We start from the raw sequence: 23,423 nt of genomic DNA, 5'->3' as shown, positions 1-23,423 counted from the left end.
CAGAGGCCGATGCCCGCCGCCGGCGATCAGAGGTTCCGGGTCAGGCCGGATCCTCAGCGTGGGGTGAAGTCCTGGTTGGAGCCCGCGGCGTTCTTGCACGGCCACTGGTCCAACTGCTGACCCTGATTACTGCCGGCACCGTAGACGTCCAGGCACAGCCCGCTGCCGCTGTTCTGGAACGACCACGAACCATCGGACTGCGCAACCGGCTTCCACATCGTGCTCGCCGCACCACTACGCGCCTGCTGCACGATGTCCGGAGTCCCCTGCGCCGTCGAACCACCCGAAACCCCGACCACCTGACCGGAACTCTGCGCCTGCAACTCCCCATAACCGTTCGACCCCGGCACGAACTGGAACAGCTGATTGCCCTGCCCATTGCAGGACCACTGATCGATCGCCGCACCCGCAGCACTCGTGTTGCCGTACACGTCCAAGCACAAGCCGTTGTTACCGACCACCAACGGGTGATAACCGCTCGGATACGAACCACCGCTCCCGCCACCGGACCCGTACCCGGCGGCCGTGATACTCGCCTGCACCGCGTTCTCCGTCGCGTCGGACGGGTAACCGGACGTCACGGCGCCCTCGAAGAACTCACCTTGACCGCTGACGCTGTTGTCACCACCGGTGCCCAGCAGGATCGAGCTGTCGGTGCGCATCGGCGAGTACCCGTTGGGCAGCGGGCCCGAGTACGGGGTTGTCAGACCACCACTGGTCGCGTTGCCGTATTTCAGCGTGAAGTTACTCGTGCCGTTGTTCTTCTCCCATGCGCTGACGAAGGGGAAGTGCACCCCGCTGTTGTTCGGGTCGTGGTTGGAGCCGGTTCCGGTGTGGTACATGCCGTTCTCCAGGTCGGCCTCCACCCACGGGCCGCTCCCGGTGCATCCGCCGAACCAGCACGCGGTCCCCCAGTAGATCGCGTTCATGGTGGCGTTGCCGGTGTCGGTGTGGGAGTTCTCGCCGCTGCCGTAGTCGAAGCAGCACCACTGGTTCACGTAGTTCGACGAGGTCACCATGTAGATGCCCTCCGGCTGCGAACCGGTGGGCGCACCCTTGGCGTGGTCGATGCGGTAGCCGGTCCCGGGCGTGGACTTGATCCCGTACGCCGGGTGGCCGGCCACCGTGATCGGGAGCGCCATGGCGTCCGCTCCGATGTCCGCGCCATTGGGGCCGGGGCCCTTCCAGTAGCCGCCCGAGGAGATCGGCAGGTCGTTGTGGTTGGCGGTCTGGTCGTAGATCTTCGTGATCGTGCAGGACGTGCCCGCGCAGAACGACACCTGCGGGGCCGCGTCCACGGACCCGCCCGCGGACAGCAGGCCGATGTCGAGGTACTTCTGGTCGGACTTGCGCTGCACCTGGTACAGCGGGCCGCTGTAGGAGGCGAACAGCGCGCGCGTCGTGCTGTGCGCGGCGATGCAGGGCGTCCCCCCGGCCGCGTAGATGTCGCACGGAAGCGACGCCGCGGAGGCCGTGTTCACGGCGGCCTGAGTGCCGAGGGCGAGCACGGCCGCCGCCACGGCCAGCAGGCAGGCGGCGAGGAGCCGCCACACCCGGGGTCGGCCCTTGGGAGCTGGAAACATGACGAACCTCCGTCATCCTGCGGCTGCGACGATCCCGTCCGCCGCCGATGGTGGTCGAACCGATTCGATCGGCGCTGGGATGGTATGACCGGGTTTCGGGGGAGGTCAACGCCCGACCGCAGGTCGCCGGCGACCGCGGCACGCGGGCCGAGTTCGGCCTGGTCGGGAAGCCGTTCACGGCGCTCGGCGCCGGTCGGCCTTTCACGGGTTTTCACCGGCCCGGCCCGTAGACGGGATCGCTCCGGCGGCGCGTGGGCGGGCGAGAGCCGACCGGCGTGACGCACGGCCGTTCGAGGCGCATGGCCGTTCGAGGCGCACGGCCGACCGCCACGCACCGCCGACCGCCACGCACCGCCGACCGTGACGCACGGCCGACCGCGACGCACCGCCGGCCAAGACGCACGGTCACCTGCGACGCGCGGCCGGCCGAGACACATGGCCAACTGCGACGCAGCGCCGCCGACGTTGCTCGCCGACAAGCGGGATGCCTACAATTCGTCGAATGTAAGCGGAACGATTCGACCGGTCATCCGCACACCGTCGAACCATCCGGCCGGTTGGCACGACCCGCGCCGGCCGTGTCGGCGCGCGAAGGAGCTCGATGAACATCGGGGAGATCGCCCGCCGCTCCGGAGTGTCGCGCAGCACCGTGTCGTACGCGCTCAGCGGCAAGCGTGCCGTGTCCGAGGCGACCCGGCAGCGCATCCAGGCGGTCATCGACGAGTTGGGCTATCAGCCGAACGCCGCCGCGCGGGCGCTGAAGGAGGGGCGTACCCGGACGCTCGGGCTGGTCGTTCCGCCGACACGGCGGCGGCTGACGTTGATGCAGCTGGACTTCGTCGCCGGGGTCATGGAGGCCGCCGACCGCGCCGACCTCGACCTGCTGCTCTCCCCCTCCGGCGACGACCACGACCGTTCGTTCGAACGGATCGTCGGCGGGCGCCGGGTGGACGGCGTGATCCTCATGGAGATCCGCCTGGACGATCCCCGAGTCAGACGGCTGCAGGATGTACGGCTGCCGTTCGTGACCATCGGCCGCACCGCCCGGCCGGAGGGAATGTCCTGGATCGACCTGGACTACGCGACGCTCATCGACCGGTGCGTGAACCATCTGGCCGACCTCGGGCACCGTCACATCGCGCTGATCAACCGCTCGGCCGAGCTCGTCGCATCCGGCTACGGCCCTGCGCACCGGGCCCGCGAGGGCTTCGCCGGTGCCGTCGCGCGCCGCGGCGTCGAAGGGGCGGAGTCCTGCTGCGCCGACGACGCGCCGGCCGGCGAGGCATGCGTCCAGGAGATCCTTCGCGCCCGTCCCGAGGTCACCGCGATCACGACGATCAACGAGGCGGCCCTGCCCGGCGTCCAGCGGGCGCTCGAGAACGCCGGGCGGGACATCCCGGCCGGGTTCTCCGTCGCCGGCGTCGCCGCGCGGTACTGGGCCGAGCAGTTCCATCCTCAGCTCACCGCCGCCGACGTGCCCGCGGCGGACATGGGTGCGGCCGCCGTCGACTTCCTCGTCGAGCGCATCGCCGAGCCGGACGCACCGCCCAGGCAGCACCTGTTCGTTCCGCCGATCTCACTGCGGAACAGCACCGGACCGGCGCCCGCGCCACGCTGAGCGCCCGGTGCTCCCCGCCCCGATCCCGCGGCGTACGGGGAGAGCGGCCGTCGCGGCACGGGCGATCTGCGTCGTGAACGAACCGGTTCGAAAGGCGCTGTGAAAGGCGTTGACCGGCTTGATCACCGGTCGTACCATCCGCTCGAACCGGGCGGTAAGCGAATCGATTCGCCAGGCCGACGTCCGACGGCCACCGGCGATGCCGTCCCCGTTGCGAGAGGCATCGCGTCATGTCTTCCTCACTCCCGTCCGGCCGCCGCCGCCCCGCGGCCGCGGCCAGAGCCGCCGCCGTCGGACTGACCGCGGCATTCGCCCTGATCTCTCCGGTGGCCCCCGCATCGGCGGCCACCTCGACGATCTACGCCTCGCCGTCGGGCGGCGGAAGCGCCTGTACCGCCGCGCAGCCGTGTTCCCTGGCAGGCGCGCAGGCGGCGGTGCGTTCGCTGACCGGATCGATGTCCGGTGACGTCATCGTCCAGCTGGCCGACGGCGTCTACCGGCAGACCGCTCCGCTGAGGTTCACCTCCGCCGACTCCGGCACGAACGGTCACAACGTCATCTGGCAGGCGGCCCCCGGGGCGCACCCGGTGATCACCGGGGCCAAGGCGGTCACCGGATGGAGCGTCGCCGACTCGTCCAAGAACATCTGGAAGGCCTCCGTCGGCACCGGGATCGACACCCGGCAGCTCTACGTCGACGGGGTCGAGGCCACACGGGCCCGCACCCAGGTGAACCGCTCCGACTTCACCGCCACCGGCAGCGGCCTGCGGTTCAGCAACAGCGCCCTCGGCTACCTGAACAACCTGGCGAACCAGAACCGCGTCGAGGTGGAGGTCGTCAACTCCTTCACCGACCGGTACGCACCGGTGCAGAGCATCAGCGGGAACTTCCTCACGATGCAGCAGCCCGCCTGGAACAACAACTCCTTCGGCTACGACACCTTCGCCAGCCCGTTCCGCGCGGGGCCGATGTACCTGGAGAACGCCTACGAGTTCCTCGACTCCCCCGGCGAGTGGTACCTCGACACCGGCACCGGCACGCTCTACTACATCCCCCGGTCCGGGCAGAGCATGAGCAGCGCCGACGTCGAACTGCCCGTGGTCCAGTCCCTGGTGGACGTCGGCGGCACCTACGACGCCCCGGCCCACAACATCTCCTTCTCCGGCATCTCCTTCACCGGGACGAGCTGGCTCGGCCCCAGCAGCAACCAGGGGTACGCGGACCAGCAGACGGGCGCGTACATCTCCGGTAACCAGTCCTGGCCGTCGTTCGGGTCCTGCAACTCCGGCTGCACCCAGTTCGAGGCCGTCCGGCCGCACTGGAGCCAGATGCCCGCCGCCGTCCAGGTCTCGGCCGCCAACAACATCACGTTCACCGGCGACCAGTTCGTCAATCTCGGCCAGACCGCGGTGGGCATCGGCAACGACGCGAACGCCCACGCCAGCGGCGTCGGCCTGGGCGCCGCCTCCATCACCGTCACCAAGTCGACGTTCACCGGTGACGCGGCCGGCGCCATCGTGGCCGGCGGCGTGCAGGCCGACGCGCACCACCCCAGCGACTCACGGATGACGAACCGCGACATCACGATCAGCTACAACACGGTGCACGACATCGGCCTGGACTACCGCGGCATCAGCTCGTTCCTGCCGACCTATGTCACCAACGCCACGATCTCCCACAACGAGGTCTACAACATGCCCTACTCCGGCATCACGGTCGGGTACGGCTGGGGCGCGAACGACGCCGGGGGCAGCAACGACTACGCGAACCGCGGCCTGTACAACTACCAGCCGCGCTACAGCACGGCCACGACCGCGTCGAACTACCAGATCACCGACAACTACGTGCACGACGTCATGCAGCAGATGAACGACGGCGGATGCATCTACACATTGTCGGCGAACCCGAACGGGCGAATCAGCGGCAACTACTGCCTGCGGACCAACGGCTACTTCGGCCTGTACTTCGACGAGGGCTCGCGCTACTTCACCGCGACGAACAATGTGTTCTCCGGCATCGGCGGCACCTGGGCCACGATGAACGCCAACGCCAACAACAACACCGGCACGCTCACCCTGACCAACAACTGGTACAGCAACGGCGGCACCAACATCGTGAACGGCGACCGCGGCAACACGGTCAGCGGGAACGTCCAGGTGAGCAACGGCAGCTGGCCCTCCGGCGCGCAAACCGTGATCGCGAACGCGGGCACCCAGTCCGGCGGGGGGACCTCCGGCTCCACGGGGGTGCTGCGCGGGGCGGCCTCCAACCGCTGCCTGGACGTGCCGAACGGCACCCAGACCGACGGCACGTACCTGCAGATCTGGGACTGCAACGGCGGCGCCGGCCAGCAGTGGACCCTGACCTCGGGCGGTCAGCTGACCGTGTACGGCGGCGCCAAGTGCCTGGACGTGCCGAATCACGCCACGGCCGCCGGCACCCGCGTGGAGATCTGGACCTGCAACGGCGGGACCAACCAGCAGTGGCGGCTGAACTCCGACGGCACCGTGGTCGGCACCGAGTCGGGGCTGTGCCTCGACGTCACCGGCAACGGCACCGCCAACGGTACGGCCGTGGAGATCTGGACCTGCAACGGCGGCAGCAACCAGAAATGGACGCGCAGCTGACCGGCAGAATCCCCCACCCATCTCCCTGAAAGGGGCGAACCCTCATGTCAGGAACCAGCCGGTTGCTCCGGCGGCTGAGGTTCTCGGTGATCGTGGTGGTCGGCCTCGTCCTGGCGGCGAGCGGCATCGTGAACGCCGCAACGACGCCGGCCCGGGCGGCCACCTCGATCACGATCAACGGCACGTCGGGCGGCCGGACGTTCGACGGGGTCGGCGCGGTCAGCGGCGGAGGCGGCAACAGCCGCCTGCTGATCGACTATCCCGAGCCGCAGCGCGGCCAGATCCTCGACTACCTGTTCAAGCCCGGCTACGGCGCCTCCCTGCAGATCCTCAAGGCCGAGATCGGCGGTGACACCAACTCGACCAGCGGCGCCGAACCCAGCCACTCCCACTTCCGCGGCGACCTGAACTGCGACCGCGGCTACGAGTGGTGGATCATGGAGCAGGCCAAGGCGCGCAATCCCAACATCAAGCTGGTCGGCCTGGCCTGGGGCGCGCCGGGATGGATCGGCAACGGCACGTTCCTGTCCACCGACATGATCAACTACCTGGTGTCGTGGCTGGGCTGCGCCAAGCAGCACAACCTGTCGATCGACTACCTCACGGCCGCCCAGAACGAGAAGCTCTGGGACGTCAACTGGACGATCAACCTGCGCAACGCGCTGAACTCGGCCGGCTACTCGGGCGTCAAGCTCATCGTCGGCGACCAGTACCCGGGGGCCTGGGTCGGAGCCGACCAGGTCGCGAGCAACTCCACCTTCCGCAACGACGTCGACGTGCTGAGCGGACACTATCCGTGCGGGTACCTGAGCGCGCAGACCTCGTGTTCGGTGCCGTCGAACTTCATCAACTCCGGCAAGACGCTGTGGTCGAGCGAGAACGGCTCGCAGGACTACAACGGAGGCGCCGCGCCGCTGGCCCGCGGTGTCAACCGGTCCTACATCGACGGGAAGATGACCGCCTACCTGAACTGGGACCTGATCGCCTCGGTCACGCCGAACATCCCGTGGCCGACCGTGGGCCTGATCCTGGCGAACCAGCCATGGTCGGGCTGGTACTCGGTCGGCAAGGACACGTGGGCGCTGGCGCACACCACCCAGTTCACCGCTCCCGGGTGGAAGTACCTCGACTCCTCCAGCGGCTACATCGGCGGCAACCGGAACAACGGCAGTTACGTGTCGCTGAAGTCGACGAACAACAGCGACTACAGCACGATCATCGAGACGATGGACGCCACCGCCGCCCAGACGCTCAACCTCAGCGTCACCGGCGGGCTGTCCACCGGCCAGGTGCACGTGTGGGCGACCAACCTCAACTCCGGCAACCCGGCCGACTACTTCGTGCACACCACCGACATCACCCCGTCCGGTGGGAACTTCTCCCTGACCGTCCAGCCCGGCTACCTCTACACCGTCACGACCACGACGGGCCAGGGCAAGGGCACCGCCGCCGGCCCGTCCCAAGGCTCGCTGAACCTGCCGTACGGTGACGACTTCGACTCCTACGCCGCCGGCCACGAGGCGAAGTACCTCATGGACATGCAGGGCGCTTTCGAGACCAGCGCCTGCGGCGGCGGCCGTTCCGGCATGTGCGTCCGCCAGGCGAGCACGCAGGCCGCGATCGGGTGGAAGCCCATCTCCGACCCGTACGCGCTGCTGGGCAACACCAACTGGAACAACTACACCGTCTCCTCCGACGTGCTGCTGGAGAAGTCCGGGTACGCCGAGGTCATCGGCCGCGCCGGCGCGCAGAGCACCGGCGATCCGAACGGGTTGAACGCCTACTACCTCCGCGTCAGCGACACCGGCGCCTGGTCGATCCTGCGCTCCAACACCAGCGCGCAGTGGACGACGCTGCGCAGCGGCACGACCGCCGGGCTCGGTACGAACCGGTGGCACACCCTCGCCCTCGGGTTCTCCGGCGGCACCATCACCGCCACCGTCGACGGCACCGCCGTCGGCTCGGTGAGCGACTCCACCTACGGAACCGGCCAGATCGGCCTGGGAACGAGCCAGGGCGAGACCGCCCAGTTCGACAACCTCAAGGTGACCCCGGGCTCGGGCGGTGGTACCAGCGGGTCGACCTCCGCGCTGGCCAATGCGGCGTCCGGCCGTTGCCTGGACGTACCGAACGTCTCGCAGACCAACGGCACCCAGGTCGAGCTGTGGGACTGCAACGGCGGGACCAACCAGCAGTGGACGTCGACGTCGTCCGGGCAGCTCCAGGTGTACGGCACCAAGTGCCTGGACGCGGAGGGCGCCGCCACGTCCGCGGGCACCCGCGCGATCATCTGGGACTGCAACGGCGGCGCGAACCAGCAGTGGAACCTGAACACCGACGGCACGATCACCGGTGTGCAGTCCGGCCTGTGCCTGAGCCCGAACGGCTCCGGAACCGCCAACGGCACCCTGATGGTCCTCGGGACCTGTAACGGCGGAAGCGGCCAGAAGTGGACCCGGAACTGAACCCGTGACGTTCACCCGGTGACCGCACCAGAGTGGGCCGGGTCCGGGGTCGCCCCCGGGCCCGGCCCACTCGGCGGCCTGCGGCCGCCCGGTGCCCCGCGTTCAGCTCGTCATCCGAGGGTCCATTGCTGGTTGGCGCCGCCGTTGCAGTTCCACAGCTCGACCAGGGCGCCGTCGGCGCTCGACGCTCCGGTCACGTCCAGGCACAGGCCGGACTGCACACCGGTGATGGTGCCGTTCGCGTTGACCTGCCACTGCTGGTTGGTGCCGCCGTTGCACGGCCAGATCTCGACCTTCGTGCCCGCCGACGTCTGCTTGTCGTAAGCGTCCAGGCACATGGTCGTGCCGCCGCTGGAGACGGTCAGCTCGTTCGAGGCGGTACGCGTCCAGATCTGGTTGCTCCCGCCGCTGCAGCTCCAGATCTGAAGCTGAGTGCCCGCCGTCGTACTGGAGTTGGGAACGTCGAGACACTTGCCCGCGCCCACCGCGTGCAGCTCGCCGCTGCCGGTGCCTCCTCCGCCGCCGGTCGAGGAGCCGCCGAGGGCGGCGACGGTCGAGTTGTAGGCGGGTTTGGGCTGGTAGTTGGAGTCGTACATGGTGGCCGCGCCGTAGCCGGGGAAGGTGCCGGGGATCCAGGAGTGCCCGTCGTCGACCCCCCACTGGGAGACACCGACGCAGCGGGAGACGGCCAGGCAGTCCTTGACCACGGTGCCGTAGTCGGTCGCCTGCTGCGCCAGCGAACTGCTGGACGCGGGCAGCTGGATGCGGTCGTCGAGTTCGGTGACCGCCACGTCCAGGCCGAGAGCGGCGAACCGCTGCATGTTGGCGAGCATCGAGGAGGGGACCTGCCCGACGATGAAGTGGCTTTCGAGCCCGATGCCGTTCAGCGGCACCCCCTGGGACAGCAGCGACTGCGCCAGGTTGTACATGCCGTTGCTCTTGGCGTTCTCGCCCTCGATGTTGTAGTCGTTCAGGTACAGCTTGGCGTTCGGGTCGGCGGCGTGCGCGGTGCGCAGCGCCTCGGCGATGTAGCCGCTGCCCATCGCGTTGGAGAACACGTCCGCGCGGAGGCTGCCGTCCTCGTTGAACGGCTCGTTGACCACGTCCCAGGCGTACACCTTGCCCTTGTAGTGCGTGGCCTCGGTGGTGATGTGCGCGTCCATCGCCGACTTGACCTGGCTGGAGGGCAGGCTGGACACCCAGCCGGGCAGCTGCGCGTGCCAGACCAGGTTGTGCCCGCGCACTCGCATGCCGTGCGACTGGGCGAAGTTGAGGATCTGGTCCCCGGGCCCGAAGTTGTAGGAGCCGTTCGACGGCTCCGTGGTGTCCCACTTCATCTCGTTGCCCGGGGTCACCATGTCGAACTGCGCCGTCGCGACGCTCATCTCGCCGCTGATGCCCAGATCCCCGGCCGTCAGGGCGGTACCGAAGTATCGTCCGTCCGCCTCGGCCAGGCCCTTCAGTGCCGTCGCCGCCCGCGCCGGCACGGCGGCGCCCAGCGCCAGGGCGAGCGCCGCCACCGCGACGGCCGCCACGGTGGCGGCCCGGCCGCCGAGCCGGGCACCCCCTGCTCTGAACGTGCTTTCACTCGTGGTCACATCCGGCCTCCCTTTCATCGTGGGGTGAAATCCTGGTTGGAGCCGGCCGCGTTCTTGCACGGCCACTGGTCCAGCTGCTGACCCTGATTACTGCCGGCGCCATAGACGTCCAGGCACAGCCCGCTGCCGCTGTTCTGGAACGACCACGAACCATCGGACTGCGCAACCGGCTTCCACATCGTGCTCGCCGCACCACTCCGCGCCTGCTGCACGATGTCGGGACTGCCCTGCGCCGTCGAACCACCCGAAACCCCGACCACCTGACCAGAACTCTGCGCCTGCAACTCCCCATAACCGTTCGACCCCGGCACGAACTGGAACAGCTGATTACCCTGCCCATTGCAGGACCACTGATCGATCGCCGCACCCGACGCGGAACTGTTGCCGTACACGTCCAGACACAACCCGTCGCTGCCGACCACGAGCTGGTGATAACCGGTCGGGAGGCTCCCGCCGCTCCCGCCGCCGGACGCCGGCGTCAGGTAGATGCCGAACGCGTCGTGGGAGGCCTGGAACGTGACGGGCACCGTGACAGAGCCACCGCCGGTGCTCAGGTCCTGGTCGAGGACCACCTGCCGCGCGGTCAGCGGGGACTGGTCCGGGATGCGGTACACGGTGACGTGGACGCTGCCGTTGTTCGCCAGCCAGGGCACCGATGACAGTCCGTTGAAGGTCACCGAGGCGCTGCCGGTGTATCCGTTCGAGTCCCCGAGGATGGCGACGGCCCGCTTGCGCGCGCTGTCCTCGGCGGCGGAGATCGCCGTGCTGCCGACCTGCCCGGAGGTGGAGACCAGACTGCCGGTGAGGTCGGCGTAGGTACGGAACGTCCACCAGTTTCCGGTGGCGGCGAAGCTGCTGCCGTTCACGGCGACGATCCCGGTCAGGTTGGGGATCAGGCAGCAGACCCAGTTGCCCCGCATCGCGTTGGTGTAGCCGGACTGGGCGAAGCGGGCGAGGTACCAGGCCGTCACTCCGGCGGTCTGCCGGTCCGCCGGCTGATACTCGTTCGCCGACAGCGGGCGGCGTGCGATGCCGGCGGAGTCCAGGGCACTGCCCAGGGCCTGCGACACGGCCACCGGGTCGTCGACGTCGCCCTCGTCATGGTTGGTGATCTCGTCGGGCACCGTCCCCGCGGTCTTCACATGCGCCAGCCACGTCTGCCACTCCCCCCGGTTCGCCAGCGGGGTGAACGCGAACGACGGCCCCACGATCTTCGCGTCCGGGGCGATGCGCCGGATCTCCCGGTAGGCGGTGTCCCACATCTGGAAGTACTGGGCACTGTTCACGCCCCGGGTCCAGAAGACGGAGATGTCCGGCTCGTTGTCGATGTCGTAGGCGAACTTCAGCCCGGACGCCTGCAGCGCGCCGATCGTGGCGTCGATGAAGCTCACCCAGTTGGAGCAGTCCCCGTTGTCGCACGGGTAGACCGTGTTGGACGGCTGCCCTCCGTCGAGGCCGTACAGGTCGGTGACGAGTACCTGGAACTCCGGGTTGTACGGGGCGAGGCGCTTGGCCTGCGCGATCACCGTGCTGACGTCCGTCTGCGTACCCGAGCCGTACTTGTAGCCGTCGCCGATCCAGCCTCGCGTCACGTGCCCGCCGGCACGGTAGGCGTTGGGTTGGAGCGGCTGCAGGTACTGGTCCGGCGGCTGTGTGCCGTCCTGGTTGATGCCGTACAGGAAGCCCTGGCCGACGCCGGTCGACGGCCCGGTCGCGGCGGCCAGGTTCACGGTCATCGACTCGGTGGCGGCCCGCGCGGGCGGCGACAGAACCGTCGCCAGCGCCAGCACCGCACCGGCGGCCGCCGTGACCAGGCGGCCGAATCTCGCTTTCGTACTCATCTGACTTCCTCCGGTCTGGGGCGACCCGGATCTGGCCTGATCGGGGGGATGGCGGCCGCCCTTCTCGTACGGTGCGGTCGACGAGCGGCAGTGGCGGACAGCGCGCGACGACAGCAGAACCGGCGCCGTCGAGGGTGTCGAATCGATTCGCTGGGATGGTAGGACCGAGGTGAGGGAGGGTCAACGCCGGGAACGCCCACACCGGACCGGGTTGATCCGATCGTCGGGACGGCCGCTGATCGGCGGTGTCCGCGTGCCTCAGAACGCCGGCGACGGGGCGTACGGCTCCGTGAAAGTTTCACGCCGCGGCCGCGCGGTCGTTCCATGACCTCTCACGTAATCGCCACGATGCGGGCATCGGCGGCAGTCTCGCCCTCGTAGCCGCCGACAGAGCAGGAGATCACGAATGACCGCCATCAAGGCGCCCGCGGCCGCCCCCGTACGGGTGGCCGCCCCCGGCTGGGGGACTCTGCTGGTCCTCCTCACCGGGATCTTCATCACCACCCTCGACTTCTTCATCGTCAACGTGGCGATCCCCGCCACTCAGCAGGACCTGAACGCCACCCCGTCGCAGGTCCAGTTCCTCGTCGCGGGCTTCGGCGTCGCGCTGGCGGCCGGGCTGATCACCGCGGGCCGGCTCGGCGACCTGTACGGCCGGCGGCGGATGTTCGCCATCGGACTGACCGTGTTCACGCTGGCCTCGGCCGCCTGCGGACAGGCTCCGACCGCCGGGTTCCTCGTCGGCGCGCGGGTCGCCCAGGGTCTCGGCGCGGCCCTGCTGATGCCCCAGGTCCTGGCGATCATCAACACCGTCTACACCGGCGAGCATCGGGCCAAGGCGTTCAACGCCTACGGCGTCGCGATGGGCTTCGGCGGCGTGTTCGGGCAGCTCGTCGGCGGCGTCCTGATCAGGGCGGACATCGCCGGGCTCGGCTGGCGCACCATCTTCCTGATCAACGTGCCGGTGGGCGCGGTCGCGCTCGCGCTGGTCCCGCGGCTGGTGCCCGAGTCCCGCGCCGCGGCCGGCGCGCGACTGGACCCGGTCGGCACGGTCCTGGTCTCCCTCGGCCTGGTCGCGATCGTCTTCCCCCTCGTGCAGGGCCGCGAGCAGGGCTGGCCGGCGTGGACGTGGGCCTGCCTGGGAGCCGCAGCCCTCCTGTTGACGGCGTTCGCGCTGTACCAGCGGCGGGCCGTCGCGCCCCTCGTGGCCCCGGCGCTGTTCCGGCACCGCTCGTTCACCGCGGGCGCGGCGGTGAGCCTGCTGCACTCGATGACGATGGGCTCGTTCTTCCTGGTCCTGGCCCTCTACCTGCAGCAGGGTCGCGGGCTGTCCGCGCTGCAGTCCGGGCTGATCTTCCTCCCGCTGGGGCTCGGCTACTTCCTGTCCTCCGCACGCGCCACCGCGGTCGCCGCGAGGCTCGGACGTCAGGTCGTCGCGGTCGGCGCGCTGGGCATGGCGCTCGGGTACACCGTGCTCGCGCTGACCGCCTCCGAACTCGGCGCGCACGGCGCCGTCGGCTGGATCGTCCCCGGCCTGGTGGTCGCGGGCGCCGGGATGGGCCTGGTCATGGCGCCACTGCCCGCGCTGGTGCTGAACGGAGTCGAGCCCGGGCACGCGGCCGCCGCCTCCGGCGTGCTCAGCACCGCCCAGCAGGCCGGCGGCGCGGTCGGCGTGGCCCTCATCGGGGTCGTCTTCTACGGCGCGCTCGGCACTTTCCCGCACGCCTTCGCCGCCGGGCTGGTCCTGCTGATCGTTCTGGACGCGCTGGTCGTGGCCCTGGTCCAGGCCCTCCCCCGCGCACGGTGAGGAAGAGCGCCGGAGGCTCACCGCGGGACGGTCTGCGGCGCGGAGCGGGCCGGGAGATCACCCCACCGGCCCGTGAACTCCCGTATCGAGGCGGCCATGAAGTCGATCATTTCGTCGGACAGCCCGGGATGGACGCCGATCCAGAACGTGCGTTCGGTGATGATGTCGCTGTTGGTGAGCTCTCCGACGACCCGGTAGTCGCGTCCCTGGTAGGCGGGGTGGCGGGTCAGGTTCCCGGCGAAGAGCAGGCGTGTCCCGATCCTGCGCGACTCCAGGAACTCGACCAGCTCACGACGCCCGAACGCCGCGTACGCCGCGACGGTGATCGCGAAACCGAACCAGCTCGGATCGCCGCCCGGCGTCGCCCGCGGCAGCAGCAGGCCGGGCACGCCGTCCAGGCCGTCGCGCAGCCGCCGCCAGTTGCGCCGCCGCGCCTCCCCGAAGGCGGGCAGCTTCCGCAGCTGGCTGATGCCGAGCCCCGCCTGCAGGTCCGTCGCCTTCAGGTTGTAGCCGACGTGCGAGAACGAGTACTTGTGGTCGTACCCGTACGGGAGGTCGGCGAGCTGGTAGCCGAACCGCTTGTGGCACCGGTCGTCCTCGCCCGGCTCGCACCAGCAGTCACGCCCCCAGTCGCGCAGCGACTCGACGATCCGCGCCAGCGTGAGGTCGTCGGTGAGGACGCAGCCGCCCTCCCCCATGGTGATGTGGTGCGCCGGATAGAAACTGACGGTCGCGAGGTCGCCGCGGGTGCCGGTGAGCCGCCCGTTGTAGCGCGAACCGACGGCGTCGCAGTTGTCCTCGATCAGGAACAGCCCGTGCGCGGCGGCCAGCTCGGCGATCTCGTCGACCGCGAACGGGTTGCCGAGGGAATGGGCGATCGCGATCGCCCGCGTACGAGGGCCGATCGCCGCCTCGACCCGGTCGGGCGTCGTGTTGTACGTGCGCAGGTCCACGTCCACGAAGACCGGGATCAGCCCGTTCTGGACGATCGGGTTGACGGTCGTCGGGAAGCCCGCGGCGGCCGTGATCACTTCGTCGCCCGGCCGCAGCCTGCGATCTCCGAGTACGGGTGAGGTCAGCGCCGAGACGGCGAGGAGGTTGGCCGATGACCCCGAATTCGCCAGGTGGGCCTTGCGCCGTCCGAGCGTGCGCGCGAACTCCCGCTCGAATTTCAGTGCCCGGGCGCCCGCGGCGATGCGCAGATCCAGCGCCGCCTCGACGAGCGCGACACGGTCGTCCTCGTCCAGTACCGCTCCGGCGGGAGGCAGTCGTGTCACCCCGGGAATGAATTCCGCCGCCGTCGACGCATCGGCGTGATAAGCACGGACCTGGTCCAACAACATCGACTTAGCCTCGGTCACCGCATGCCTCCATGAGCGCTCACCTCGGGAGTTTCACAGGGCACTCTCCAGGCGCCATCGAGCCTCCCTCGAAAATGCGAGATTTCGCGATGATCGAGCCATTTCCGTGCCGGTCACCACGCACCTGCGTCCCAGGCGGTGTAGATGGTGGGGAACACCGGCCGGAAGCCGAGTTCCGCGCGTATTCGAGTGGTGTCGACGATGCCCGCCCACGGGTCGTCCAGCGGCCGGTCCGCCGCCTCCGTGTCGAGAGGCCGCCCGTGCAGCCGGTGCAGTTCGGCGGCCGTGATCGGCGCGTCGTCGGCGACGTTGAACGCGCGGCCGTCCACGCCCTCCGTGTGCAGAGCCCTGAGCACGGCCTGCCCCGCGTCGGCGTGGTGCACCAGGTGCAGGCGCCGGTGCGCCGGCCACGTCCGGATCCGCGCCATGGAGGTCGTCAGGTGCGGGTCCCCGTAGCCGTACACGAGAGCGAACCGCATGATCCGCAGTTCGAGTCCGTCTCGCCGATACAGCTCGCGCAGCGCGTCCTCGGCCGCCGCCTTGCTGTTCGGGTAGTCCCCCTGCGGTTTCAGGTCGTCGTCCTCGGCCGCGGGACGCCCGCGGCCCGGACCGTAGACGAAGTACGTGCTGGCGAAGACGTAACGAGCCGCTCCCGCGCGCAGCGCGGCACGGGCGAGCGCCACGGCGGCGTCCCGGTTCACCGAGGTCATCTGCTCCGGTCCGGCGTCGCGCCCGGTCGCCGCGGCGAGATGCACCACGGCGTCCATGCCGTCGACCGCTCCGCGCAGCGCGGCGGGATCGCGCAGGTCACCGCTCATCACCTCGGCGCCACGGGCCGCGAGCGGACCGCCTCGTGCCTCGTCGCGTACGAGGGCGCGCACCCGGTCACCGCGGTTCAGCAGCAGGGGCACCACCCGGCTGCCGACCCGGCCGGTGCCGCCGGTCAGCAGGACCCGCATGTCCGCCGACTCGCCGACGACGGAGGACCGGGTACGGTCATCTCTTCGATCTGAGAACGCATGCAGGACTCGATCCGACTCCGACGCTGAACCGGGCATTCATCGTGTGCGCCGGAAATCGCGCGATGGTCGAGTAAAGGTCGAACGGCCGGGGAACCGCCGGTCGAGTTCCGTCCCGTGGCTCGGCAGCCCGCGTCTTCGCCGTGTTCGTCCGACTGTGCACAGGACGCAGTTGAACGCCGCCATCGATACCGCGTCATCGCGACCGATCCGGGTTGAACGCTCGCGGCCTCGGTCGGGTGCGGGGTAGAAATCTCCGGAAGCCTGCCGGCAGCGGTCTTCACCGCGCTTGAGAGACGATTTTTCGTTCCACGTGCCTGCCCGCCCCCTGGAAGGCGTCCGGTGTGCCATGAGGATTTTGTTCGTCGTCACGGGATCCCAACCGACCTATTTCTCAGTCGCCCCGCTGGCGACGGCCGCACGGAACGCGGGGCATCAGGTCATGCTGGCCGCCCACGAGCCGTGGGTGAAGACCGCGGAGTCCATCGGCCTGCCCACCTTCTGTTACGCCACCGAGCCGATCCGGAAGTTCATGGGATTGCCCGACACCCGCGATGACGCCCTGCGGCTTCCCCCGACGCCGCCGGACGAGCAGATGCTCGGTCAGGGCCGGGGATTCGCCCGGATGGGCCGGGCCGGGCTGGAACCGCTCCTGGAGCTGGCCGGGGACTGGGCTCCGGACGTGGTCGTCGGCAGTGCGTTGTGCTTCGGGGCGATGCTGCTCACCGCCCGCCTCAAGCTCCCGTACGTGCGCCACATCGAGAACCAGATCCCGGTGGCCCGCACCGACGTGGGAGCCGCCGAGGAGCTCCGGGCCGACCTGGAGCGTCTCGGGCTGGACGGACTGCCGCAGCCCGATCTGATCCTCGACGCCACGCCGCCGTCGCTCCGGCCCTCGGACGCCCCCGGTCCCGCGCAGCCACTGCGCTGGATCCCGAGCAACCCGCAGCGCCGTCTCGAACGATGGGTGTACAACCGCCCCGAGGGACGCCGCCGCGTTCTGATCACCTCGGGTAGCCGCAGCCTCATGTTCCATGACCAGGGATGGGGCATGCGGCAGCTGGTGGGTGAGCTGACCGGGATGGGGGTCGACGTGCTGATCGCCGCCTCTCCGGGGAACCGGGAGCTGACCGCGCACCAGATCCCGGACCGCATCTCCGTCGCCGAACGTTTCGGCCAGGACATGGGCGACGTCCGCGTCGGCTGGATCCCGATGGACGCGGTCGCCCCCACCTGCGACCTGGCCGTCAATCACGGCGGCGCGACCACCGTTCTGACGCTGCTGGCCGGCGGCGTACCCCAGCTGATCATCCCCGAGGGCAAGCCGGACTATCACCGGGACGCCGTCGCGCAGTCCCTCAGCGACTTCGGCGCGGGCAGGTCGCTGTGGCCGCAGGCGGAGGGGGAGGCGGCCGGCCGGGAACCGGGTGAGGTGATCGCCGCGGCCTGCCGGGACATGCTCGCGGAGCCCGGTTACACCGAACGGGCGCACCTCCTCGCCAAGGAGATCGCGGCCCAGCCGACGCCGGCCGAGGTCGTCCCGATGCTGGAAGCGCTGATCTCCCGGTAGCCGGAGGCCTGTCCGGCCGCGGGGATCCACGACGACCTCATGGAAGCTGGAGCGAAGTTCAATGACGAGTTCCCGGTACACCGATTCCCGGTACACCGATCCGCGGATCGTGCCGCATGAGTCGGCGACCGAGCGTGAATCGCGTGAGCGGCTGACGGAGTTGTTGGCCAAGACCCCGATCCCGGTGGAGTACCTGATCGACCACTTGGCCGTGTACCTGCGCCGGTGTCAGGTGAGCGACCTGCTGAGCATGGACGCGTTGTACCGGCAGGCGCTCCAGGTGCCCGGGGTGATCATGGAGTTCGGGGTGCTGCACGGCCGCCACCTGACGGCGCTCACGGCGCTGCGCGGGTTCTACGAGCCGCAGAACTCCCTGCGCCGGATCATCGGTTTCGACACCTTCACCGGGTTCCCCGACGTCCACGAGGTGGACCAGGTCAGCCCGAGCGCGGTCGCCGGCCGGTTCGGCACGGCGGAGGACTTCCCGGAGCATCTGCGCCAGGTGCTGCGCGCCCACGAACTCGGCGAACCCCTCGGGCACGTCCAGCGCAGCTTCATCGTCGAGGGCGACGTGCGGGAGACGGTTCCCCGGTATCTGGAGGACAACCCGCAGACCGTCATCGCGATGGCCTATTTCGATCTGGACCTGTACGAGCCGACCCGCGACGTGCTGCAGGCCATCGCCCCGTACCTGGCCAAAGGCGCCGTGGTCGCCTTCGACGAGCTGGCCCACCCGAAATGGCCGGGAGAGACCACGGCGCTGCGGGAGGTGCTGGACCTGGGGCAGGCCACCCTGCACCAGATCCCCGGCCGTGAGCCCCCGGTCATCTACCTGCGCTGGAACGACTGATGCGACGGAGCAGACGGTGCTGATCACGGCGATGACGGTCCCGGGCGCGTACCGGATCGAACCCGAACCCATCACGGACACGCGGGGCCGCTTCTTCGAGTCGGTACGCGCCGGCGCCCTGCTGGCCGCCACCGGCCGGCACTTCGAGGTCCGGCAGGTCAACTACTCGGTGTCCAGGCGGAACACCCTGCGGGGCATACACGGCACCACCGTTCCGCCGGGCCAGGCGAAGTTCATCACGTGCGTGCGGGGACGCGCCCTGGACATCGTCGTGGACATCCGCGCGGGCTCACCCACCTTCGGCCACTACGACGTCACCTACCAGAGCCCCGAGACCGGGACGGCGGTGTACCTGCCCGACGGGTTCGGCCACGCCTTCCTGGCCCTCACCGACGACACCTGCATGTGCTACCTGTGCTCCACCGAGTACGTGCCGGGCACCATGATCGAGCTCGACGCGCTCGACCCGGACCTGGCCCTGCCCTGGGACCTGGCCGAACCCCCGATCCGCTCGGTCAAGGACGCCGCCGCTCCCACCCTCGCCCAGGCCGCGGAAGCCGGCCTCCTGCCCACCTACCAGCAGTGCCCGACGCGCCCGCTCTCCCTGCCGGACACGCACGTCGTCGGGGAGTCGTCGTAGGCGGGCGCTGAGCACGCCACGAGTTCGAAGTTCCGGCGAGGAGGCCGACATTGTCGCAAGACGCCCGTATCCCGGTGGACTTCTGGTTCGACCCGGCCTGCCCCTGGGCGTGGCTCACCTCTCGATGGATCCTCGAGGTGGCGAAGCTGCGGCCCGTGGAGCCGCGCTGGCACGTGATGAGCCTGACGATGCTCAATGAGGGCCGCGCCGACCTGTCCGAGCGGCAGCGGAAGGGGCAGGCGATGAGGCTGGAGGCGGTGCGGATCTGCATCGCCGCCGAGCAGAAGTACGGCTCCCAGGTGCTGGGAGGGCTGTACACCGAATTCGGCGTCCGGTTCCATCACGAAGAGGCGCCCAGAGAACGGTCCACCTACGAGGCGGCGCTGGTCGCCGCGGGCCTCGACCCCGCCCTGGCCGGAGCGGCCTGGTCCGACGAGTTCGACGACGCGCTGCGGGCCTCGCACAAGGACGGCGTCGACCGGGTCGGCACCGAGGTGGGCACCCCCATCATCGCGGTGGGGAACGCGGCCTTCTTCGGCCCGGTGGTGTCGCCGACCCCGCACGGCGAGGACGCGGTGAGGCTCTGGGACGGCGTCCTGGCCGTGGCCGGGATCGACGGCTTCTTCGAGCTCAAGCGAAGCCGTACCCGCCCTCCGATCCCCACCTGAGTCTGCCGCGGCGTTCCACCGTCGTCTCACGGGAAGAAGCAAACCTCCATGAAGATCCTGTTCACCGTCGGCGGCAGCCAGGCGATCGTCTTCGCCGTCACCCCCCTCGGCTCGGCGGCGCGGAACGCCGGGCACGAGGTCCTCCTCGCCGCCGACGAGCCGCTCATGGAGGCCGCCGAGTCCGTCGGCCTTCCCGCCGTCTGCATCACTCCCGACCGCATGCGGTACGGGCAGGACGGCATGACCGCCACCGACCGGCTCGACGCCCTCCTGGATCTGGCGGAGGTCTGGACCCCCGATCTGGTCGTCGGCGGCCTGTCCCACGTCCCCAGGGTGTTCGCCGCCCGGATCAAGGTGCCGTACGCGCGTCAGGTCTGGCACGTCGCCTCGATGGCGGACCGCGACCGTACGGCGGAGGAGATGCTTCAGCCGGAGCTGGAGCGCCTGGGGCTGGGCGAGCTGCCGGGACCCGGCATGTTCATCAACCTCTGCCCGCCGTCCCTCCGGCCGCCGGGCTCGCCCGCCGCGCGGTCGATGCGCTGGGTCCCCCGGGTACGTCAGCGTCGTCTCGAGCCCTGGGTGTACACCCGTCCCGACGGCCGCCCCCGCGTGCTGATCACCGCCGGAACCCGCAACCTCGTGCTCGACACCCTCGGCACTCCCCTGCGGAGGCTGGTGGACGAGCTGACCGGGGCGGGGGCCGAGGTGCTGGTCGCGGCGCTCCCCGAGGCCGCCGAGCGGCTCGGCGCGGAGCTCGGTGACGTCCGCGTCGGCTGGATCCCCCTGGACGTGGTCGCTCCCACCTGCGACCTGGCCGTCCACCACGGCGGCGCGACGACCGTCGCGACGATGATGAACGCGGGCGTGCCTCAGATGATCATTCCCGACAAGCGCATGAGCGCGAACGTCGCCGAGTCCCTGTGCGGCTTCGGCTCCGCCCTCATGGTGGACGGGCAACGGCCGGACCCGGGCGAGCTCATCGGCGCGGCCTGCCGGGAGATCCTGTCGGACCCGCGGTACGCCGAGCGGGCGCGGCTCCTCGCCGAGGAGAGCGCCTCACTGCCGACCCCGGCCGAGGTGCTGCGCGAGCTGGAGGTCCTTCCCGCGCCCTGACCGCCTCCCCGTACGGGCCGCGCGGGGTGGAACCGTAGAGGGACGCGGGCCCCGGCCGCACGCCTCCGGTGGGGCGTGACGCCCGCGACGGCCGGGCCGCGTCGCCGGCCGGATCAGAAGCCGGTGAGGGTGATCTTGCCGATGGCCGTGCCGGATTCCAGGATGCGGTGTGCCTCGCGCAGGTTCGCGGCGTTGACCGGGCCGAGGTCGCGCGTGGCGGTGGTGCGGAGGATGCCGGCGTCCACGAGCCGGGCGACCTGGGTGAGGATGTGGTGCTGCACCGCGATGTCGGGGGTCTGGTACAGCGAGCGGGTGAACATGAGCTCCCAGTGGAACGAGATGCTCTTGGACTTCAGCACCCCGATCTCCACGGGCCCGAAGTCGTCGATGGCGAGGAGCCGGCCGAACGGCTTGAGCATGTCGGCGTAGGCGGCGAGGTTCCGGTCGGTGCCGGCGGTGCTGAAGATGTGGTCCACCCCGCCGGGTGCCACCTCGGCCACCTGCTGCGGCAGCGGGCGGTGGTGGTCGACCACGTGCGTCACGCCCATCCGGCGGGCGAACTCCACGGTCTCCGGCCGCGAGGCCGTGCCGACGACCGTCAGGCTGGTGAGGGCGCGCGCGAGCTGCGCGACCATCGCGCCGACGCCGCCGGCCGCCGCCGTCACCAGGAGCGTCCCGGTCCTCTCCAGCGGGCCCTCGCGCAGGCCCAGCCCCTCGAACAGTCCCTCCCACGCGGTGAGCGAGGTCAACGGCAGCGCCGCCGCCTCGGTGAAGGACAGCGTGGCCGGCTTGCGGGCGACGATGCGCTCGTCCACCGTGTGGAAGCGGGAGTTCGTGCCCGGCCGGTCGATCGCGCCGGCGTAGTAGACCTCGTCGCCGACGGCGAACAGCCGCACCTCGTCACCCACCGCGACGACCGTGCCCGCGGCGTCCCAGCCGAGCACCTTGGGCTCGCCGCCCGGGTCGGTGTTCCGGCGGACCTTGTAGTCCACGGGGTTGACCGCGACGGCCTCCACGCGGACCAGCAGGTCGCGCGGGCCGGGCCGGGGCACCGGGAGTTCGACGTCGAGCAGGCTCGCGTCGTCCTCGATCGGCAGGTTCTTGCGGTAGGCGACCGCGGGCATGCTGGTGTCTTGCGTCTCGCTCATCGGTGTTCCCGGCTCTCCTGACGCGGCCGGTGTGCGACACCGGCCGGGCGCTGATCCGTACGAGGTCTCGGCCTCCGGCCGGCCGGCCGCGCGCGTGACCGGTGTCGGCCGGAGGCAGAGCCACAACGTACTCAACGGCGGGTAGTAACCTGCAAGAGCTTCTACTTCCCTTTGGGAAGTACGGGCACTGAGGGATGTCCGAACAGACGGGGACGATCGCGATGACCACGACCTGTACGACGGGCCGGCACGACCGGCACGACGTGTACGCGGCACAGTGCCCCTGCCGCGACGTGCTCGACCTGCTGGCGAGCAAGTGGTCCGCGCTCGCCATCGGGGCGATGGAAGAGGGCCCGCAGCGGTTCGGCGCGCTGCAGCGCCGCCTGGAGGGTGTCAGCCCGAAGGTCCTGACCAACACGCTGCGCCGGCTGGAGGAGATGGGGTTCGTCGACCGGACCATCTACCCCGCGGTCCCGCTGCACGTCGAGTACTCGCTCACACGGCTCGGCCGGAGCGTCGCGGCGCCGCTGGCCGGGCTCCGCGACTGGGTGGAGGGGCACATCGACGAGATCCAGACCGCGCGCCCCGCGTGATCCGGGGCCGTCGGGCCGGCGACCGCGCGACCGTATCCGGCCGGTGACCGTGCCGGGACCGGTCCGGGCGCCCGGTCACACCAGGGGGCGGCCGGTGCGGACGCGGCGGCGCACGTCCCACAGCAGGACGTTGAAGGGGAACCGGCGGAGCGCGACGGGCTGGAGGCGGGTCAGCACCCGGAGGACGGCGATGAGCCGGTCGAACCGGCGCTGGTCCCGTGCGTTCCACGGCAGGCCCATGGGCGCACGGAACTCCGGCGGCAGGAACCCCGTCGTGACGAACCGGTTGAACCCTCCCAGGAGCGCGCTGACCGGCCGGGGCAGAAACCGGAGGTCGGCCAGCGCCAGCAGATGACGGCGTACCGGGTCGTCGATCGAGACGTGCCGCAACTCCTCACGCCAGTACTTCTCGAACGCCTCACGGTCGGCGGGCCAGTCCCGGGGCCGCACCTGCAGGGTGGTGCCCAGAGTCGCCGATGAACGGTAGAGCCGGTCCCGTACGGCGGGCGTCAGCGGGCCGATGAACGCCTCGTAGGTGTCCTCGAGCCCCCGATAGAGACAGGCCGCGACCCAGAGCTGCAGGGCGGGGTCGAAGGCGTTGTAGGACACCGGGCTGGAAGGGCCGGAGCGCACCTGCGCGTGGGCCTTGTTCACGGCCTTGCGGTAGGCGGTCTTGTCGTCCGGGTCGCCGAGGAGTGCGACGGCGAGGTAGCTGAAGGTCGTCCGTGCGCGTTTGATCGGATGGCGGTGCAGTTGCCCGCTCTCCACACGGCTCTCGATCACGCCGTACCCGACGCCGGGCCGGGCCAGCTGCATGATCACATTGGCCCCGCCCGCCAGGAGCGCCGCCCCGACGATCGCCTCGCCATCGAACGGAACGGGTTCGGTGGTGGCCATGGACACTCCTCCGGCGATCCGGCTA

At 70.1% G+C, this 23,423-nt stretch carries 17 protein-coding genes; 10 read left to right on the top strand and 7 right to left on the bottom strand.

The genetic code is table 11. The features are described from left to right. Positions 1 to 53: 53 nt before the first annotated feature. Complete coding sequence (locus NDW01_RS05650) at positions 54 to 1,583, bottom strand: arabinofuranosidase catalytic domain-containing protein (RefSeq protein WP_252817225.1); 1,530 nt, start codon at positions 1,581 to 1,583, stop codon at positions 54 to 56. A gap of 601 nt (positions 1,584 to 2,184) precedes the next feature. On the opposite strand from NDW01_RS05650, the gene NDW01_RS05645 reads away from it, so the two are divergent. From NDW01_RS05645 to NDW01_RS05635, 3 genes are all read left to right on the top strand, one after another. After that, complete coding sequence (locus NDW01_RS05645; protein ID WP_252817223.1) at positions 2,185 to 3,201, top strand: LacI family DNA-binding transcriptional regulator; 1,017 nt, start codon at positions 2,185 to 2,187, stop codon at positions 3,199 to 3,201. 230 nt (positions 3,202 to 3,431) lie between these two features. Further along, the gene (locus NDW01_RS05640; RefSeq protein ID WP_252817221.1) at positions 3,432 to 5,828 is read left to right on the top strand and encodes a ricin-type beta-trefoil lectin domain protein; all 2,397 of its coding nucleotides are present in this window, start codon (positions 3,432 to 3,434) and stop codon (positions 5,826 to 5,828) included. A 44-nt stretch (positions 5,829 to 5,872) separates the two neighbouring features. After that, on the top strand, positions 5,873 to 8,293 hold the full coding sequence (locus NDW01_RS05635; RefSeq protein WP_252817219.1) for a ricin-type beta-trefoil lectin domain protein: 2,421 nt from the start codon (positions 5,873 to 5,875) through the stop codon (positions 8,291 to 8,293). Between the two features lie 110 nt (positions 8,294 to 8,403). Here the strand turns inward: NDW01_RS05635 and NDW01_RS05630 are convergent, their stop codons facing one another. Beyond that, on the bottom strand, positions 8,404 to 9,891 hold the full coding sequence (locus tag NDW01_RS05630; protein ID WP_252817217.1) for an endo-1,4-beta-xylanase: 1,488 nt from the start codon (positions 9,889 to 9,891) through the stop codon (positions 8,404 to 8,406). A gap of 14 nt (positions 9,892 to 9,905) precedes the next feature. Beyond that, on the bottom strand, positions 9,906 to 11,732 hold the full coding sequence (locus NDW01_RS05625; RefSeq protein ID WP_252817214.1) for an RICIN domain-containing protein: 1,827 nt from the start codon (positions 11,730 to 11,732) through the stop codon (positions 9,906 to 9,908). 406 nt (positions 11,733 to 12,138) lie between these two features. On the opposite strand from NDW01_RS05625, the gene NDW01_RS05620 reads away from it, so the two are divergent. After that, positions 12,139 to 13,539: an MFS transporter gene (locus NDW01_RS05620; protein WP_252817212.1), complete on the top strand. Its 1,401-nt coding sequence runs from the start codon at positions 12,139 to 12,141 to the stop codon at positions 13,537 to 13,539. Positions 13,540 to 13,556: 17 nt separating this feature from the next. On the opposite strand, the gene rfbH is transcribed toward NDW01_RS05620, so the two are convergent. Further along, a complete protein-coding gene (rfbH, locus tag NDW01_RS05615; RefSeq protein ID WP_308211638.1) occupies positions 13,557 to 14,900 on the bottom strand; it encodes a lipopolysaccharide biosynthesis protein RfbH in 1,344 nt (447 codons plus the stop codon). Between the two features lie 113 nt (positions 14,901 to 15,013). Then, positions 15,014 to 15,859 carry an NAD-dependent epimerase/dehydratase family protein gene (locus tag NDW01_RS05610; RefSeq protein ID WP_252817210.1) on the bottom strand — a complete coding sequence of 282 codons (846 nt, stop codon included), beginning with the start codon at positions 15,857 to 15,859 and terminating at the stop codon, positions 15,014 to 15,016. A 409-nt stretch (positions 15,860 to 16,268) separates the two neighbouring features. Between NDW01_RS05610 and NDW01_RS05605 the strand changes: the two genes are divergently transcribed. From NDW01_RS05605 to NDW01_RS05585, 5 genes are all read left to right on the top strand, one after another. Then, entirely contained in the window at positions 16,269 to 17,489 is a 1,221-nt protein-coding gene (locus NDW01_RS05605; RefSeq protein ID WP_252817208.1) for a nucleotide disphospho-sugar-binding domain-containing protein, read from the top strand. A 61-nt stretch (positions 17,490 to 17,550) separates the two neighbouring features. Further along, complete coding sequence (locus NDW01_RS05600; protein WP_252817207.1) at positions 17,551 to 18,339, top strand: class I SAM-dependent methyltransferase; 789 nt, start codon at positions 17,551 to 17,553, stop codon at positions 18,337 to 18,339. A 16-nt stretch (positions 18,340 to 18,355) separates the two neighbouring features. Then, positions 18,356 to 18,979: a dTDP-4-dehydrorhamnose 3,5-epimerase family protein gene (locus NDW01_RS05595; protein ID WP_252817205.1), complete on the top strand. Its 624-nt coding sequence runs from the start codon at positions 18,356 to 18,358 to the stop codon at positions 18,977 to 18,979. Positions 18,980 to 19,029: 50 nt separating this feature from the next. After that, on the top strand, positions 19,030 to 19,647 hold the full coding sequence (locus tag NDW01_RS05590; protein ID WP_252817203.1) for a mycothiol-dependent nitroreductase Rv2466c family protein: 618 nt from the start codon (positions 19,030 to 19,032) through the stop codon (positions 19,645 to 19,647). Positions 19,648 to 19,695: 48 nt separating this feature from the next. After that, positions 19,696 to 20,760, top strand: coding sequence for a glycosyltransferase (locus NDW01_RS05585; RefSeq protein ID WP_252817201.1), 1,065 nt, complete (start codon positions 19,696 to 19,698; stop codon positions 20,758 to 20,760). Between the two features lie 113 nt (positions 20,761 to 20,873). Here NDW01_RS05585 and NDW01_RS05580 read toward each other — a convergent pair whose 3' ends face one another. Then, positions 20,874 to 21,908, bottom strand: coding sequence for a zinc-binding alcohol dehydrogenase family protein (locus NDW01_RS05580; RefSeq protein ID WP_252817199.1), 1,035 nt, complete (start codon positions 21,906 to 21,908; stop codon positions 20,874 to 20,876). A gap of 194 nt (positions 21,909 to 22,102) precedes the next feature. Here NDW01_RS05580 and NDW01_RS05575 point away from each other — a divergent pair, with 194 nt between their 5' ends. Next, positions 22,103 to 22,501, top strand: a complete 399-nt coding sequence (locus tag NDW01_RS05575) for a winged helix-turn-helix transcriptional regulator (protein ID WP_252817197.1) — start codon at positions 22,103 to 22,105, stop codon at positions 22,499 to 22,501. Positions 22,502 to 22,576: 75 nt separating this feature from the next. Here the strand turns inward: NDW01_RS05575 and NDW01_RS05570 are convergent, their stop codons facing one another. Then, entirely contained in the window at positions 22,577 to 23,398 is an 822-nt protein-coding gene (locus NDW01_RS05570) for an oxygenase MpaB family protein (RefSeq protein WP_252817195.1), read from the bottom strand. Positions 23,399 to 23,423 lie beyond the last annotated feature (25 nt).

Origin of the sequence: Actinoallomurus soli (assembly GCF_024055715.1) — a bacterium.
GTDB lineage: Bacteria > Actinomycetota > Actinomycetes > Streptosporangiales > Streptosporangiaceae > Actinoallomurus > Actinoallomurus soli.
The sequence above is the reverse complement of the archived record's forward strand: the minus strand, read 5'-3'. Positions and strand labels throughout refer to the sequence as shown.

Bases quoted from the DNA above. Each gene is read 5' to 3' on its own strand.
- NDW01_RS05580 (WP_252817199.1), bottom strand. From the start codon at position 21,908: ATGAGCGAGACGCAAGACACCAGCATGCCCGCGGTCGCCTACCGCAAG.
- NDW01_RS05585 (WP_252817201.1), top strand. From the start codon at position 19,696: ATGAAGATCCTGTTCACCGTCGGCGGCAGCCAGGCGATCGTCTTCGCC.
- NDW01_RS05645 (WP_252817223.1), top strand. From the start codon at position 2,185: ATGAACATCGGGGAGATCGCCCGCCGCTCCGGAGTGTCGCGCAGCACC.
- NDW01_RS05600 (WP_252817207.1), top strand. From the start codon at position 17,551: ATGACGAGTTCCCGGTACACCGATTCCCGGTACACCGATCCGCGGATC.
- NDW01_RS05650 (WP_252817225.1), bottom strand. From the start codon at position 1,583: ATGTTTCCAGCTCCCAAGGGCCGACCCCGGGTGTGGCGGCTCCTCGCC.
- NDW01_RS05610 (WP_252817210.1), bottom strand. From the start codon at position 15,859: ATGCGGGTCCTGCTGACCGGCGGCACCGGCCGGGTCGGCAGCCGGGTG.
- NDW01_RS05640 (WP_252817221.1), top strand. From the start codon at position 3,432: ATGTCTTCCTCACTCCCGTCCGGCCGCCGCCGCCCCGCGGCCGCGGCC.
- NDW01_RS05575 (WP_252817197.1), top strand. From the start codon at position 22,103: ATGTCCGAACAGACGGGGACGATCGCGATGACCACGACCTGTACGACG.
- NDW01_RS05635 (WP_252817219.1), top strand. From the start codon at position 5,873: ATGTCAGGAACCAGCCGGTTGCTCCGGCGGCTGAGGTTCTCGGTGATC.
- NDW01_RS05625 (WP_252817214.1), bottom strand. From the start codon at position 11,732: ATGAGTACGAAAGCGAGATTCGGCCGCCTGGTCACGGCGGCCGCCGGT.
- NDW01_RS05620 (WP_252817212.1), top strand. From the start codon at position 12,139: ATGACCGCCATCAAGGCGCCCGCGGCCGCCCCCGTACGGGTGGCCGCC.
- NDW01_RS05570 (WP_252817195.1), bottom strand. From the start codon at position 23,398: ATGGCCACCACCGAACCCGTTCCGTTCGATGGCGAGGCGATCGTCGGG.
- NDW01_RS05605 (WP_252817208.1), top strand. From the start codon at position 16,269: ATGAGGATTTTGTTCGTCGTCACGGGATCCCAACCGACCTATTTCTCA.